General features: G+C 57.5%; 10 protein-coding genes. 5 read left to right on the top strand and 5 right to left on the bottom strand.

Annotated features, from left to right (window positions below; translation table 11 throughout):
• Positions 1-15: 15 nt before the first annotated feature.
• The 3 genes from gntX (at position 16) to gntT (ending at position 3,019) form a co-directional block, all read left to right on the top strand.
• A complete protein-coding gene (gene gntX, locus EXW94_RS09550; RefSeq protein ID WP_174340025.1) occupies positions 16-699 on the top strand; it encodes a DNA utilization protein GntX in 684 nt (227 codons plus the stop codon).
• A 61-nt stretch (positions 700-760) separates the two neighbouring features.
• Positions 761-1,336 carry a Fe-S biogenesis protein NfuA gene (gene nfuA / locus EXW94_RS09545; RefSeq protein WP_010436427.1) on the top strand — a complete coding sequence of 192 codons (576 nt, stop codon included), beginning with the start codon at positions 761-763 and terminating at the stop codon, positions 1,334-1,336.
• Between the two features lie 366 nt (positions 1,337-1,702).
• Positions 1,703-3,019, top strand: coding sequence for a gluconate transporter (gene gntT / locus EXW94_RS09540; RefSeq protein WP_108417710.1), 1,317 nt, complete (start codon positions 1,703-1,705; stop codon positions 3,017-3,019).
• Between the two features lie 87 nt (positions 3,020-3,106).
• Here the strand turns inward: gntT and malQ are convergent, their stop codons facing one another.
• Positions 3,107-5,185 (bottom strand): 4-alpha-glucanotransferase, encoded by a 2,079-nt coding sequence (malQ, locus tag EXW94_RS09535; protein WP_174340024.1) that lies wholly within the window; start codon positions 5,183-5,185, stop codon positions 3,107-3,109.
• Between the two features lie 9 nt (positions 5,186-5,194).
• Positions 5,195-7,588 (bottom strand): maltodextrin phosphorylase, encoded by a 2,394-nt coding sequence (malP, locus tag EXW94_RS09530; protein WP_108417708.1) that lies wholly within the window; start codon positions 7,586-7,588, stop codon positions 5,195-5,197.
• A 574-nt stretch (positions 7,589-8,162) separates the two neighbouring features.
• Here malP and malT point away from each other — a divergent pair.
• Positions 8,163-10,868 (top strand): HTH-type transcriptional regulator MalT, encoded by a 2,706-nt coding sequence (malT, locus tag EXW94_RS09525; RefSeq protein ID WP_089598550.1) that lies wholly within the window; start codon positions 8,163-8,165, stop codon positions 10,866-10,868.
• A gap of 62 nt (positions 10,869-10,930) precedes the next feature.
• Here the strand turns inward: malT and EXW94_RS09520 are convergent, their stop codons facing one another.
• The 3 genes from EXW94_RS09520 to glpE are packed head-to-tail and all read right to left on the bottom strand — an operon-like array spanning position 10,931 to position 12,916.
• Positions 10,931-11,689 carry a DeoR/GlpR family transcriptional regulator gene (locus EXW94_RS09520; protein WP_008503060.1) on the bottom strand — a complete coding sequence of 253 codons (759 nt, stop codon included), beginning with the start codon at positions 11,687-11,689 and terminating at the stop codon, positions 10,931-10,933.
• A gap of 16 nt (positions 11,690-11,705) precedes the next feature.
• On the bottom strand, positions 11,706-12,536 hold the full coding sequence (glpG, locus tag EXW94_RS09515) for a rhomboid family intramembrane serine protease GlpG (RefSeq protein ID WP_108417707.1): 831 nt from the start codon (positions 12,534-12,536) through the stop codon (positions 11,706-11,708).
• Between the two features lie 47 nt (positions 12,537-12,583).
• Positions 12,584-12,916: a thiosulfate sulfurtransferase GlpE gene (glpE, locus tag EXW94_RS09510; RefSeq protein WP_006177908.1), complete on the bottom strand. Its 333-nt coding sequence runs from the start codon at positions 12,914-12,916 to the stop codon at positions 12,584-12,586.
• 284 nt (positions 12,917-13,200) lie between these two features.
• Here glpE and glpD point away from each other — a divergent pair, with 284 nt between their 5' ends.
• A complete protein-coding gene (glpD, locus tag EXW94_RS09505; protein WP_174340023.1) occupies positions 13,201-14,709 on the top strand; it encodes a glycerol-3-phosphate dehydrogenase in 1,509 nt (502 codons plus the stop codon).
• Positions 14,710-14,767 lie beyond the last annotated feature (58 nt).

The following is a 14,767-nucleotide window of genomic DNA, read 5'->3' as shown; positions in this document are numbered from 1 at the left end:
ACATGGAGGTTGCCTATGCTAACAGTGCCCGGCTTGTGCTGGCTATGCCGAATGCCGCTTGCGCTCAGCGCGTGGGGGATGTGTTCCGTCTGTACCCGCTCGCTGGAAGGACGGATCGCCGGGTGTCCGCAGTGTGGGTTACCGGCGGTCAGCCTGGCGATCCCCTGCGGTCGCTGCCTGAAAAAAGCGCCGCCGTGGCAAGCGCTTGTGGCGGTGGATAATTATGTTCCGCCGCTCAGTTCGCTTATCCACGCGCTGAAGTTTTCTCACCAAAGCGTACTGGCGACGCCCCTTGCCCGCTTGCTGCTTCTCGCCGTTTTGCAGGCACGACGAACGCGCGCGCTGCCGCGGGTCGACATGCTGATGAATGTCCCCCTGCACCACCGTCGCCACTGGCGGCGCGGCTATAACCAAAGCGACCTGCTCTGTCGTCCGCTCGCCCGCTGGCTCGGATGCCGTTACGCTGCCTCAGCGCTCAGGCGCGTGCAGGCAACCGCAATACAGCATCAGCTCAGCGCCCGGCTTCGCAAAAGAAACCTGAAAAATGCCTTTCGCCTTGAATTGCCGGTTCACGGCCTCCATATCGCGCTTGTGGATGATGTCGTCACCACGGGCAGTACCGTTGCTGAACTTTCCCGACTGCTTTTGCAAAGCGGCGCCGCGTCGGTTCAGGTATGGTGTCTGTGCCGTACCTTGTAGCCCTTCTTCAATGGGCGTATGATTATACCCAGGTAATTTAGTCAACTATTAGGCCAAAGCTATGATCCGTATTTCCGATTCTGCACAAGCGCACTTTGCCAAATTGCTGGCAAATCAGGAAGAAGGGACGCAGATCCGCGTGTTTGTGATCAATCCAGGCACTCCGAATGCAGAATGTGGTGTCTCGTATTGTCCTCCGGACGCTGTGGAAGCAACTGACACCGCCCTTAAATTTGAACAGCTCACCGCGTACGTCGATGAACTGAGCGCGCCGTATCTTGACGATGCGGAAATCGACTTTGTCACCGACCAGCTGGGCTCTCAGCTGACCCTGAAAGCACCGAACGCGAAAATGCGTAAAGTGTCTGACGATGCCCCGCTGATGGAGCGCGTTGAGTATCTGCTGCAATCGCAGATCAACCCACAGCTGGCAGGACACGGTGGCCGTGTAACCCTGATGGAAATCACGGAAGACGGTCTGGCGATCCTGCAGTTCGGCGGCGGCTGTAACGGCTGTTCTATGGTCGATGTGACCCTGAAGGAAGGGATCGAGAAGCAGCTGCTGAACGAATTCCCGGAACTGAAAGGCGTGCGCGATCTGACCGAGCACCAGCGCGGCGAGCACTCTTACTACTAATTCAGTACCCGTCTGTCTTGCCCGGTGGCGCTGCGCTTACCGGGCCTACAAAACAGTTACTGCATCCGAATCGTAGGCCGGGTAAGGCGAAGCCGCCACCCGGCTTTTGTTTTCCCGCAGCCCCCCCTCTATATGTTGACCTGCGTCTCATAATTCAAATTTAGCCTCCCAGGGTGATTCTCAATCACATCATGTTACCCGTATCATTCTCGTGGGCACTCAACACCCTTATAACAGCCGACTAAACTTAATGGTTTCGCAGGCATCAGTATGAGTGCCGTTAACGCTCTGTTCCTAGTTGGGACAATCGGAATTTGTCGTTGAAACAATGACGTTACCCATAACAATTCAAAGGCCAGGTAAATCATGCCATTAGTCATCGTCGCTATCGGTGTTGTGTTATTACTGCTCTTGATGATCCGTTTCAAAATGAACGGATTTATCGCTTTGGTTCTGGTGGCACTTGCAGTCGGTCTGATGCAAGGGATGCCGCTGGTGAAAGTCATCAGCTCGATTAAAGCCGGTGTCGGCGGTACGCTCGGCAGCCTGGCGTTGATCATGGGCTTCGGCGCCATGCTCGGCAAAATGCTGGCGGACTGCGGGGGTGCGCAGCGCATCGCCACCACGCTGATCGCCAAATTTGGTAAGAAGAATATCCAGTGGGCGGTGGTGTTAACCGGTTTTACCGTCGGTTTCGCGCTGTTCTATGAAGTGGGCTTCGTGCTGATGCTGCCGCTGGTGTTCACCATCGCGGCTGCGGCAAATATCCCGCTGCTGTATGTCGGTGTGCCAATGGCTGCGGCGCTGTCCGTGACCCACGGCTTCCTGCCGCCGCACCCGGGCCCAACCGCTATCGCCACCATTTTCCACGCAGATATGGGTAAAACCCTGCTGTTCGGTACGATTCTGGCAATCCCAACCGTGATTCTGGCGGGCCCGGTTTATGCGCGCTTCCTGAAAGGCATTGATAAGCCGATTCCGGAAGGTCTGTACAGCGCCAAAACCTTCACCGAAGAAGAGATGCCTGGCTTTGGCGTCAGCGTCTGGACCTCTCTGGTGCCGGTCATTCTGATGGCGATGCGCGCCGTGGCGGAGATGATCCTGCCAAAAGGTCACGCGTTCCTGGCGGTTGCGGAATTCCTGGGTGACCCGGTGATGGCAACGCTGATTGCGGTGCTGATCGCGATGTTCACCTTCGGTCTGAACCGCGGTCGTTCAATGGATCAGATCAACGACACGCTGACCTCTTCCATCAAAATCATTGCCATGATGCTCCTGATCATCGGCGGTGGCGGTGCGTTCAAGCAGGTTCTGGTCGACAGCGGCGTGGACAAATACATCGCTGCCATGATGCATGAAACCAACGTGTCGCCGCTCCTGATGGCCTGGTCTATTGCTGCAGTTCTGCGTATTGCGCTGGGGTCTGCAACCGTTGCGGCGATCACCGCAGGCGGTATCGTTGCCCCGCTGATTGCGACCACGGGCGTAAGCCCTGAGCTGATGGTTATCGCCGTCGGTTCCGGTAGCGTGATTTTCTCTCACGTGAACGATCCGGGCTTCTGGCTGTTCAAGGAGTACTTCAACCTGACGATCGGTGAAACCATCAAGTCCTGGTCCGCGCTGGAAACCATTATTTCGGTGTGCGGTCTGGTCGGGGTGCTGCTGTTGAATATGGTTGTCTGATGTATTAAGTCGGGTGGCGGCTACGCCTTACCCGACCTACATGAGCGCTACCGGATAATAAAAAACCCGCCACTGGCGGGTTTTTTATCACTTCTTCGCGGCTGCTCTTCTGCGCTTGTCCAAATCCTTAATCAGCCTGTTCACCCCGTCATCGGCAAACATCTTCTCAAGCGTTGTGGACAGCTTGCGACGCCAGTTCTTGTACTGATAGCTGGTGCCCGGGATGTTCACCGGCTCCGCCATATCAATCCAGTCTTCCGGCTGCAGGCCCAGCAGAGCGCTGTTGCTGTCGGCAATATAGCGCTGCAAACCACGGTTAAGCGTAGAGGTCATCGACATCAACGACGCCTTATGCCCGGCGCGTTTCGGCAGACAGCCCTGCTTGTGCAGCGCATCCAGCAGCCCCTGTTTGGAGAGTTCGCGATCCTGATACAGGCCGCGCAGAACCTCTTCATCAGGATAGAGTCCCAGCGTTTTACCGAGCGTCAGGTCGCCGCTTTCCCAATAGCCACGAAGCGTAGGAAGGTCATGCGTCGTCGCGACTGCCATTGACTGTTCAGGGTACGCTTGCGGCGCGCGGAAGGTTTTCTCATGGTCGTTTTCAAAATAGAGCACTTTGTAGGAGTAGACGCCGCTGTCGCGGAGCTTACTGACAATTTCCACCGGCACGGTACCGAGATCTTCACCGATCACCATGCACTGGTGACGCTTACTTTCCAGCGCCAGGATCGACAGCAGATCGTCAACCGGGTACTGCACGTACGCCCCGTGGTCGGCCGTTTCACCGTACGGGATCCACCACAGGCGCAGCACGGACATCACGTGGTCGATACGCAGCGCTCCGCAGTTCTGCATGTTCGCGCGCAGCAGGTCGATAAACGGCTCGTAGGCGCGCGCCGCCATCACGTGCGGATCCATCGGCGGCAAGCCCCAGTTCTGGCCGAGCGGGCCAAGGATATCCGGCGGCGCGCCGACGGAGGCTTTCAGACAGTAAAGCTCGCGGTCACACCAGGTTTCCGCACCGCCTTCCGCCACGCCGACGGCCAGGTCACGATACAGGCCAATCGGCATCTTGTAGCCCTGGCTCACCTGCCAGCAGGCGGCAAACTGGCTGTACGCCAGCCACTGCAGCCACAGGTAGAAGTCCACCTCGTCAGCGTATTTTTTGCAGAAGGCTTTCACTTCAGGCGTGTCGACGGTCTGATACGCTTCCGGCCAGACCGGCCAGCCCCAGCGCATTTCGTCCTCTTTCACCTGATACGCGTGCAGCGCATCAAACGCCGCCTGCCAGTACAGGCTCTCGCCCTCCTGGGTGACAAACTGACGGAAGGCCGTCATCTGCTCGTCATCGCGCTTCGCAAAATCTTTCCATGCCAGACGCAGTGCCGCCATTTTCAACGCGGTGACGGTGGCGTAGTCCACCCAGTCTGCGTCGCGCGCCTGCTTCAGCGCGTGCTGCGTGGTACTGAGGTTCCACCAAGCCTGCGCCTCTTTGCTGTTTTTGAAGTCATCTAACGCGTTAACGTCGATGTAAATCACGTTCAGCCAGCGACGGGACGACGGGCTATACGGGCTGGCGCTTTCCGGGTTCGCCGGATAAAGCGCATGGATCGGGTTGAGGCCGATGAACGCGCCGCCGCGCTCGCCCACATCCACCAGCATCTTTTTCAGGTCGCCAAAATCACCGATGCCCCAGTTGTTGTCCGAACGCAGGGTGTAGAGCTGCACGCAGGCGCCCCACAGCTTTTTGCCTTCGAGCAACGCCTGCGGCTCGTAGCAGCGTTTTGGCGCGACGATCACCCGGCAGTGGAAACGCAGGTCATCCTGGGTGAGCGTTAAGGTGTGATAGCCCTCCGGCAACTTCGCCGGAAGGTTGAGCGTTTTGCCGCCGGTGGCGTGGCCTTTGTGCTGATGCCCCTCTTCGGTGGTAAGCAGCCAGCTAAACTCGCCGCGCCCCTCCACCGCCAGCGGCATCTTTTTGCCTGCGGTGAATACCTTCACGTTCGGCACCGGCGCAACCGACGCTTTCGCGTCGGCTTTGTGCATGGCATCCAGCAAACGTCTTTTGGTGTCGGCGCCAATAGACTGCGGTTTGCCGTGCGCATTGATGTAACTGAGGCTGATCCCCGCCGCCTGCGCGGCACTGTCCAGACGTTTACTCTCCATCGCGCTTCCTTAGCGTTTTGCCTGCCAGATACGGGCCTGATAATCACGGATTGAACGGTCAGAGCTGAACATGCCGCAGCGGGCGGTGTTCAGGATGCACGCGCGGGTCCACGCTTCCTGGTCGCGATACAGCACGTCGACTTGTTTTTGCGCTTCAACGTAGGCCGTGAAGTCCGCCATCACCAGATACGGGTCACCGCCGTGTTTGTCCATGCTGTGCAGCATCTGGTCAAACGCGTGCTTGTCGCCGTCGCTGTATTTGCCGCTCTCCAGCTCTTTCAGCACCGCGTCCAGCACTTTGTCTTTCTTACGCCATTTCACCGGGTCGTAGCCTTTGGCCTTGATGGCTTTCACCTCTTCCACGGTATGGCCGAAGATGAAGATATTCTCTTCACCGACCTTCTCGGCGATTTCGACGTTTGCTCCGTCGAGCGTACCGACGGTCAGCGCGCCGTTCAGCGCCAGCTTCATGTTGCCGGTACCGGACGCTTCTTTACCGGCGGTAGAGATCTGCTCGGAGATATCCGCCGCTGGGATCAGCATTTCAGCCGCCGAGACGCAGTAATCCGGCAGGAACACCACCTTCAGCTTGTCGCCCACTTTCGGATCGCTGTTGATCGCCGCCGCCACTTTGTTGATGGCGAGGATAATGTTTTTCGCCAGGTAGTAGCCCGGTGCCGCTTTCGCACCGAACAGGAACACGCGCGGCACGCGGTCGGCCTGCGGGTTCTCGCGGATCTCTTTGTACAGCGCCAGAATGTGCAGCAGGTTCAGGTGCTGACGCTTGTACTCGTGCAGGCGTTTGATCTGGATATCGAAAATCGCATTCGGGTTGATCTCAATCCCGGTACGCACTTTCACAAACTCCGCCAGGCGAACCTTGTTCTCCAGCTTGATCGCGCGGTACTGCTCGCGGAACTTCGCATCGTCGGCGTATTTTTCCAGGTTGATGAGCTGGTCCAGATCGTTGGCCCACTCTTTCTTCAGGATCCTGTCCAGCAGGCCAGCCAGCAGCGGGTTGCACTGCTTGATCCAGCGACGCGGCGTGATGCCGTTGGTCACGTTGTGGAATTTGGTCGGCCACAGCTGGTGGTATTCCGGGAACAGATCTTTGACCACCAGATCCGAGTGCAGCGCGGCCACGCCGTTCACCGCAAAGCCGCTGACAACGCACATGTTCGCCATGCGCACCTGCTTATCGTGCACCACCGCCAGCTTCGCCCAGACCGCTTTGTTGCCCGGCCAGGTTTTATCCACCAGCGTTTTAAACTGGTCGTTAATCTTGTTGATGATCTGCATATGACGCGGCAGCAGCGTTTTCACCAGCTTCTCATCCCAGCACTCCAGCGCTTCCGGCATCAGGGTGTGGTTGGTGTAGGCAAAGGTACGGCTGGTGATGGCCCAGGCGTCGTCCCAGCTCAGCTGATGTTCGTCGATCAGCACGCGCAGCAGTTCCGGGATGGCAATGGTCGGGTGCGTGTCGTTGAGCTGAATCACTTCGAAGTCCGGCAGCTGCGCCAGCTTGCGGCCCGCCAGGTGATGGCGACGCAGAATGTCCGCCACGGAGCAGGCGCACTGGAAGTACTGCTGCATCAGGCGCAGCTTTTTACCCGCCAGGTGGTTGTCGTTCGGGTAGAGCACTTTGGTCAGCTTCTCGGCGTCGATACCCTGCTGCTCGGCGCGCAGGAAATCGCCGTCGTTGAATTTGGTCAGGTTAAACGGATGCGCATGCTTCGCCTGCCACAGACGCAGCGGCTGCGCCACGCCGTTACGGTAGCCGAGCACCGGCAGATCCCAGGCTTCACCGGTAAGGGTGAACGCCGGTTCCCAGAGTCCCTGCTTAGTGACTTTCCCGCCAATGCTGACCTGCACATCGAGCTGCGCGTTGTGGCGGAACCACGGATAGGTGTTGCGATGCCAGTCGTCCGGCGCTTCCATCTGATGCCCGTCGGCAAACGACTGACGGAACAGGCCATACTGATAGTTCAGACCATAGCCAATCGCGGACTGACCAACGGTTGCCATAGAGTCAAGGAAGCAGGCCGCCAGGCGACCCAGACCACCATTCCCCAGCGCCGGGTCGGTCTCTTCTTCCAGCAGGTCGGTCAGGTTAATGTCGTGTTCTTTCAGCACATCGCCGACGTCCTGATACCAGCCGAGGTTCAGCAGGTTGTTGCCGGTCAGGCGGCCAATCAGGAATTCCATCGAGATATAGTTCACGTGACGCTGGCCCTTAACAGGCTTCGCCACCGGTTGAGCATCCAGTTGCTCTGCGAGCGCACCGCTCACCGCCTGCCACCACTGGTGAGGCGTCATCTCGTTTGCAGCACGAAGGCCAAAACGCTGCCACTGACGCGTCAGGGCAGCCTGGAATTGAGCTTTGTTGAAGGTAGGCTGTGACATAGGGAATTGGCATCCTGTAGAAAGAAAACACATGTTGGCGCTAGTGTGCCTGGCTCATTCCGCCTCTTCCTCCTCCTGTGGGGGATTAGACAGGGAGGAGTAGCGGGGATGAGCATAAAAGTGTGATCGAGGCCACTCTGTAAGTGTGCACGGCGGGAGAAAAGATATCCTGGAAGAGTGTCAAAAAAATGAAATGCAGTTTCGTAAGAAATTATTCCTCGCGGAAATGATTACTTACGTACAATAATATTTCTGCAATCGGGTAATAACTAAGGCGATTATTAATTCCCCTTAACTTTACCAGCAGTATATTAAATTTAACGTCACTATCCCTTTCTGAAACCAGTTTCAGCGCAGCCGCAACACAACCATACAAGCCAGCATTGACGGGGCATCAAAGACCTTTCCAGAAAGTTCCATCATCTGCCTGAATGTTTTGTGACAGAGTGCAAATTCACAGCCACCAAATCCAGACATAACTTGCAATAGTTAACTTATTGGCCGACCTTATATCCATTAATTACGAAGCGCAAAAAAAATAAAATCTCTCGTTCCCCACAGTGAAGTGAAACCTATGTTGATTCCGTCTAAATTAAGTCGCCCGGTTCGTCTTGACCATACAGTGGTCCGCGAGCGTCTGCTGGCTAAACTTTCCGGCGCGCATAATTTCCGACTGGCGCTGGTTACGAGTCCTGCAGGTTATGGAAAAACAACGCTCATTTCGCAATGGGCCGCAGGTAAGAGCGATCTCGGCTGGTACTCCCTTGATGAGGGCGATAACCAGCAGGAGCGTTTTGCCAGCTATTTGATTGCCGCCATTCAACAGGCCACTAACGGACACTGCGTCGCCAGTGAGGTGATGGTGCAAAAACGCCAGTACGCCAGCCTGTCTTCCCTTTTCTCACAGCTGTTTATCGAACTGGCCGAATGGCATCGTCCGCTTTATGTGGTGATTGATGACTATCATCTGATCACAAACCCGGTGATCCACGAGTCGATGCGCTTCTTCCTGCGCCATCAGCCGGAAAATCTGACCTTAGTTGTCCTGTCGCGTAACCTGCCGCAGCTGGGTATTGCCAACCTGCGCGTGCGCGATCAGCTTCTCGAAGTGGGCAGCCAGCAGCTGGCCTTCACCCACCAGGAAGCGAAACAGTTCTTTGACTGCCGCCTGACCTCACCGATTGAGGCCGCCGAAAGCAGCCGCCTGTGCGATGATGTCGCGGGCTGGGCCACGGCGCTGCAGCTGATCGCGCTCTCTGCCCGGCAAAACAACAGTCCGGCGCATCAGTCTGCGCGACGTCTGGCGGGCATCAACGCCAGCCACCTTTCTGATTATCTGGTGGATGAGGTGCTGGACAGCGTCGATCCCTCCACCCGTAATTTCCTGCTGAAAAGCTCCCTGCTGCGTTCCATGAACGATGCGCTGATCGTGCGCGTTACCGGCTGTGAGAACGGTCAGCTACAGCTTGAAGAGATTGAACGTCAGGGCCTCTTCCTGACGCGCATGGACGACCCCGGTGAGTGGTTTAGCTATCACCCGCTGTTTGGCAGCTTCCTGCGCCAGCGCTGTCAGTGGGAACTGGCGGTTGAACTGCCGGAAATTCACCGCGCCGCAGCAGAAAGCTGGATGGCACAAGGCTTCCCGAGCGAGGCCATCCACCACGCGCTGGCCGCCGGTGATGCCAGCATGCTGCGCGATATCCTCCTCAACCATGCATGGGGCCTGTTCAACCACAGCGAGCTGACGCTGCTCGAAGAGTCGTTAAAAGCGCTGCCGTGGGAAAGCCTGCTGGAGAACCCGCGTCTGGTGCTGCTTCAGGCCTGGCTGATGCAGAGCCAGCATCGCTACAGCGAAGTTAACACCCTGCTGGCGCGCGCCGAGCAGGAGATGGAAAGCGAAATGGATGCCACCCTGCACGGCGAGTTCAACGCCCTGCGCGCTCAGGTGGCCATTAACGACGGCGACCCGGACGAAGCTGAACGGCTGGCAATGGTCGCGCTGGATGAACTTCCGCTGGCTAACTTCTACAGCCGCATCGTTGCGACCTCGGTGCACGGCGAAGTGCTGCACTGCAAAGGCGACCTCACCCGTTCGCTTTCACTGATGCAGCAAACCGAGCAGATGGCACGTCGGCACGACGTCTGGCACTACGCGCTGTGGAGCCTGATCCAACAGAGCGAGATTTTATTTGCGCAGGGGTTCCTGCAGGCCGCCTGGGAAAATCAGGAAAAAGCGTTCCAGCTGATTCGTGAACAGCATCTGGAGCAGCTGCCGATGCATGAGTTCCTGTTGCGTATTCGCGCTCAGCTGCTGTGGGCATGGTCACGTCTGGACGAGGCCGAAAGCTGCGCCCGTCAGGGTGTAGACGTACTCTCCAGCTTCCAGCCGCAGCAGCAGCTGCAGTGTCTGGCGCTGCTGGTCCAGTGTTCACTGGCGCGTGGAGATCTGGATAATGCCCGCAACCACCTTAACCGCCTGGAGAACCTGCTCGGCAACGGTCAGTACCACAGCGACTGGGTGTCAAACGCCGATAAGGTTCGGGTGATTTACTGGCAGATGATCGGCGATAAAAAGTCCGCCGCCAACTGGCTGCGTCAAACGCCGAAACCGGAATTTGCTAACAACCACTTCCTGCAGAGCCAGTGGCGGAACATTGCCCGCGCGCAGATCCTGCTGGGTGAGTTTGAACCGGCTGAGATCGTGCTGGAGGAGTTAAACGAAAACGCGCGCAGCCTGCGGCTGATGAGCGACCTGAACCGCAACCTGCTGCTGCTGAACCAGCTCTACTGGCAGGCCGGGCGTAAAAATGACGCCCAGCGCGTGCTGCTGGAAGCGCTACAGCTGGCTAACCGCACCGGGTTTGTCAGCCACTTTGTCATTGAAGGCGAAGTCATGGCGCAGCAGCTGCGCCAGCTTATTCAGCTCAATACGCTGCCGGAACTGGATCAGCATCGCGCTCAGCGTATTCTGCGCGAGATTAACCAGCACCATCGCCATAAGTTCGCGCATTTCGATGAGAACTTTGTAGAACGTCTGCTTAACCACCCGGAAGTCCCGGAACTTATCCGCACCAGCCCGCTCACCCAGCGTGAATGGCAGGTTCTCGGGCTGATTTATTCCGGCTACAGCAACGAGCAGATTGCCGGCGAGCTGGCAGTGGCGGCGACCACCATCAAAACGCATATCCGCAATTTGTATCAGAAGCTGGGTGTGGCGCATCGCCAGGATGCGGTGCAGCATGCGCAGCAATTGTTGAAGATGATGGGGTACGGCGTGTAGGTTTTGTGCGGCCTGATGCCCTCACCCCGCCCCTCTCCCGCAGGGAGAGGGAGAAAGGCTTTTCAACACAACTCTAACTGCAAATTATTATCTTTAATCACCTGCATCACGCCCGCTGGCGGCATCACGTCGGTATAAACCGCATCCACCATGCTGATGCTGCCCATGTTCACCATCGCGTTACGGCCAAACTTGGAATGGTCTACCACCAGCATCACGTGGCGTGAGTTTTCAATAATCGCGCGCTTGGTGCGCACCTCGTGATAATCAAACTCCAGCAGCGAGCCGTCGCTGTCGATGCCGCTGATCCCCAGAATGCCGAAGTCGAGGCGGAACTGGGAGATAAAATCGAGGGTCGCTTCGCCGATAATCCCGCCGTCGCGGCTGCGCAGTTCGCCGCCCGCGAGGATGATGCGGAAATCGTCTTTCTGCATCAGGGTATTGGCCACGTTCAGGTTGTTCGTCACCACGCGCAGGTTCTCGTGATCCAGCAGCGCATGGGCCACCGCTTCCGGCGTGGTGCCGATATCAATAAACAGCGTCGCCCCGTTTGGGATCTGGCTGGCGACCTTGCGGGCAATCCGCTCTTTCTCTGCCGTCTGCGTGGCTTTACGGTCATGCCAGGAGGTATTCACCGAGCTGGACGGCAGCGCCGCCCCGCCGTGGTGGCGCAGAATGCGGTTCTGATCGGCCAGGTCGTTCAGGTCACGACGGATGGTTTGTGGGCTGACGGCAAACTGCTCCACCAGCTCTTCGGTGCTGACGTATCCCTGTTTTTTAACCAGTTCGATAATGGCGTCATGACGTTGTGTTTGTTTCATCAATTATCCCTGAGAATTATGTTCGTTTTCGCGCATGGAGCGTGTCGGCGAAGGCCATCGCCAGCCCCACGGCCAGCCCGGTGACGTGCGCACCGTTGGCGATAGACATACCAAACAGATCAAACCATCCGGCAATTAGCCATATTAACGCAAAGGTTATCAAACCGCGTTGCAGATAGATGCCGCTTTCAGGGTCGCGTTCACCTCTGAGCCAGACATAGCCCATCAGGGCGTACACCACGCCTGACAATCCGCCAAACCACGGGCCGCTGAATTTATGCTGCACATAGCCGCTCAGCAGGGCGCTAATAATGGTGATAACGATCAGCTTGCCGCTGCCGAGCCGCTTCTCCACGATACCGCCGAGATACCACCACCACAGCAGGTTAAAGAGGATGTGCATCACCGAGAAGTGCATCAGCGCGTGGGTAAAGTAGCGCCAGACGTCAAACTGCAGCGACGGATCGTACGGCCACGCCAGGGCAATCATTACGCTCTGGTCGCCCGCCACGTTCATAATGATGAAGACGATAATGCAGGCCGCCATCAGCAGCAGCGTAAACGGCCCTGCGCGTTCGCGGATGGTGGCAAGGAAGGGAAAACGACTGTAGTGCAACCCGCTGCCGGTGTGGCCGGATTGCCAGCTTGCCGCCAGATAGCGCGGATCGCCAGGGTTCTCAAGGAAACGCGCCAGTTCTTCATTTACGCGCGCGGCCTGGCTTTCGTCGGCCAGCCAAACGTCGGTCTGGTTATGTTGCTGAATGGTCAGGATAACGCCCTGCGTCGCCATATAGTCGACAAACGCCTGGGCGACGCGCGGGTTGGTAAAGGAGGTAATCATCAACATGGGCGACGGTCGCTTATTTCCACACAAAAGGGGACAGTATAGCGGGATCAGCGCTCAAAAGCGTATTCCACTTCTGCCGGGAAATGACGATGCCATGCATCGAAGCCGCCGTCGACGCTGTACACCGCGTCGTAACCCTGCTGAAGCAGATACTGCGCCGCGCCTTTGCTGCTGTTGCCGTGGTAGCACATGACCATTACCGGCGTCTCGAAGTCGTTATCGCGCATAAACGCGCCCAGCGTGTCGTTGGTGAGATGGAACGCGCCCGGCGTGTGGCCCATCGCAAAGCTTTGCGGATCGCGGATGTCCACCAGCACCGCTTTTCCCTGGTGCATCTTCTGGTGGGCTTCTTCTACGTTAATACATTCAAACTGATCCATGGTGTTCTCATCTTTTATTCAGGTGTGGTGCGTTTTCCCCTCACCCTACCCTCTCCCTGAGGGAGAGGGAAACGGATCCCCCTCTCCCCGTGGGAGAGGGCTGGGGTGAGGGCATCAGACCGCACTATGTTACCCCGTAGTGTACGTCCTGGCGGCGGGTAAACGCCATTATGTTATCCATATCACTCTAAATTGTTTTTTTGATGTTACCAAAAGCGCGTTCCTTTGCTATTATGAGCGATATCGAACATTTCTGAGCTTTAACGAAAGTGCGTGAGGGTGTTATGGAAACCAAAGATCTGATTGTGATAGGCGGTGGCATCAACGGTGCCGGTATTGCGGTCGATGCCGCAGGACGCGGTTTATCCGTGCTGATGCTGGAAGCTAACGATCTCGCCTGCGCGACCTCGTCCGCCAGCTCCAAACTGATTCACGGTGGCCTGCGCTACCTGGAACACTACGAATTCCGCCTGGTCAGTGAAGCACTGGCCGAACGCGAAGTGCTGCTGAAAATGGCCCCGCATCTGGCTATTCCGATGCGCTTCCGCCTGCCCCATCGCCCGCATCTGCGTCCGGCGTGGATGATCCGAATTGGTCTGTTTATGTACGATCATCTGGGTAAGCGCACCAGCCTGCCGGGTTCGAGCGGTTTGCGTTTTGGCTCAGAATCGGTCCTTAAGCCTGAAATCGTGCGCGGTTTCGAATATTCCGACTGCTGGGTGGACGATGCGCGTCTGGTGCTAGCGAATGCGCAGATGGTAGAGAAAAAAGGCGGCGAGGTGAAAACCCGTACCCGCGCCACTGCCGCGCGTCGTGAAAACGGTCTGTGGATTGTGGAAGCGGAAGACGTGGATACCGGCGAGAAGTTCAGCTGGAAAGCGCGCGGTCTGGTGAACGCCACCGGCCCGTGGGTGAAGCAGTTCTTCGATGACGGCATGCACCTGCCTTCTCCGTACGGCATCCGCCTGATCAAAGGCAGCCACATTGTGGTGCCGCGCGTGCATACCCAGAAGCAGGCCTACATTCTGCAGAACGAAGATAAACGCATCGTGTTTGTCATCCCGTGGATGGACGAGTTCTCGATCATCGGCACCACCGACGTGGAGTACAAAGGCGATCCGAAAAACGTCGAGATCGACGAAAGCGAAGTGAACTACCTGCTGAAAGTGTATAACGCGCACTTTAAGAAGCAGCTGGCGCGCGATGACGTGGTCTGGACCTACTCCGGCGTGCGTCCGCTGTGCGATGACGAGTCTGACTCACCGCAGGCCATCACCCGCGACTATACGCTCGATATTCACGACGTAGACGGCCAGGCGCCGCTGCTGTCGGTGTTTGGCGGCAAGTTGACCACCTATCGCAAGCTGGCCGAGCACGCGCTGGAAAAACTGGCACCGTACTATAAAGGCATTGGCCCGGCATGGACCAAAGGCGCGGTTCTGCCTGGCGGTGATATCGGCGATAACCGCGATGATTACGCCGCGAAGCTACGCCGTCGTTTCCCGTTTATCACCGAAGGCATGGCGCGCCACTATGCCCGCACCTACGGCAGCAACACCGAGCTATTCCTGGGTGACGCGAAAGCGCTAGCCGATCTGGGCGAGCATTTCGGTCATGAGCTGTATGAAGCCGAGCTGCGTTACCTGGTGGAGCACGAGTGGGTTCGCCGCCTGGATGATGCCATCTGGCGTCGTACCAAAGAGGGGATGTGGCTCAACGCCGAGCAGCAGTCTCGCGTGGCGCAGTGGTTGCAGCAGCATGCGGGAAAGCGTGAATTGTCACTCGCGTCGTAATTAGAAAAAAGCCCGGTGGCGCTGCGCTTACCGGGCCTACGGGATCGAGTAGGCCGGG

The sequence above is a fragment of the Enterobacter sp. JMULE2 genome, from assembly GCF_013337145.1.
GTDB lineage: Bacteria > Pseudomonadota > Gammaproteobacteria > Enterobacterales > Enterobacteriaceae > Enterobacter > Enterobacter mori.
The sequence above is the reverse complement of the archived record's forward strand: the minus strand, read 5'-3'. Positions and strand labels throughout refer to the sequence as shown.

What these genes read in the sequence shown, in the direction of transcription:
- nfuA (WP_010436427.1), top strand. Translation starts at nt 761, where the DNA reads ATGATCCGTATTTCCGATTCTGCACAAGCGCACTTTGCCAAATTGCTG.
- malQ (WP_174340024.1), bottom strand. Translation starts at nt 5,185, where the DNA reads ATGGAGAGTAAACGTCTGGACAGTGCCGCGCAGGCGGCGGGGATCAGC.
- glpG (WP_108417707.1), bottom strand. Translation starts at nt 12,536, where the DNA reads ATGTTGATGATTACCTCCTTTACCAACCCGCGCGTCGCCCAGGCGTTT.
- gntX (WP_174340025.1), top strand. Translation starts at nt 16, where the DNA reads ATGCTAACAGTGCCCGGCTTGTGCTGGCTATGCCGAATGCCGCTTGCG.
- gntT (WP_108417710.1), top strand. Translation starts at nt 1,703, where the DNA reads ATGCCATTAGTCATCGTCGCTATCGGTGTTGTGTTATTACTGCTCTTG.
- glpE (WP_006177908.1), bottom strand. Translation starts at nt 12,916, where the DNA reads ATGGATCAGTTTGAATGTATTAACGTAGAAGAAGCCCACCAGAAGATG.
- glpD (WP_174340023.1), top strand. Translation starts at nt 13,201, where the DNA reads ATGGAAACCAAAGATCTGATTGTGATAGGCGGTGGCATCAACGGTGCC.
- EXW94_RS09520 (WP_008503060.1), bottom strand. Translation starts at nt 11,689, where the DNA reads ATGAAACAAACACAACGTCATGACGCCATTATCGAACTGGTTAAAAAA.
- malT (WP_089598550.1), top strand. Translation starts at nt 8,163, where the DNA reads ATGTTGATTCCGTCTAAATTAAGTCGCCCGGTTCGTCTTGACCATACA.
- malP (WP_108417708.1), bottom strand. Translation starts at nt 7,588, where the DNA reads ATGTCACAGCCTACCTTCAACAAAGCTCAATTCCAGGCTGCCCTGACG.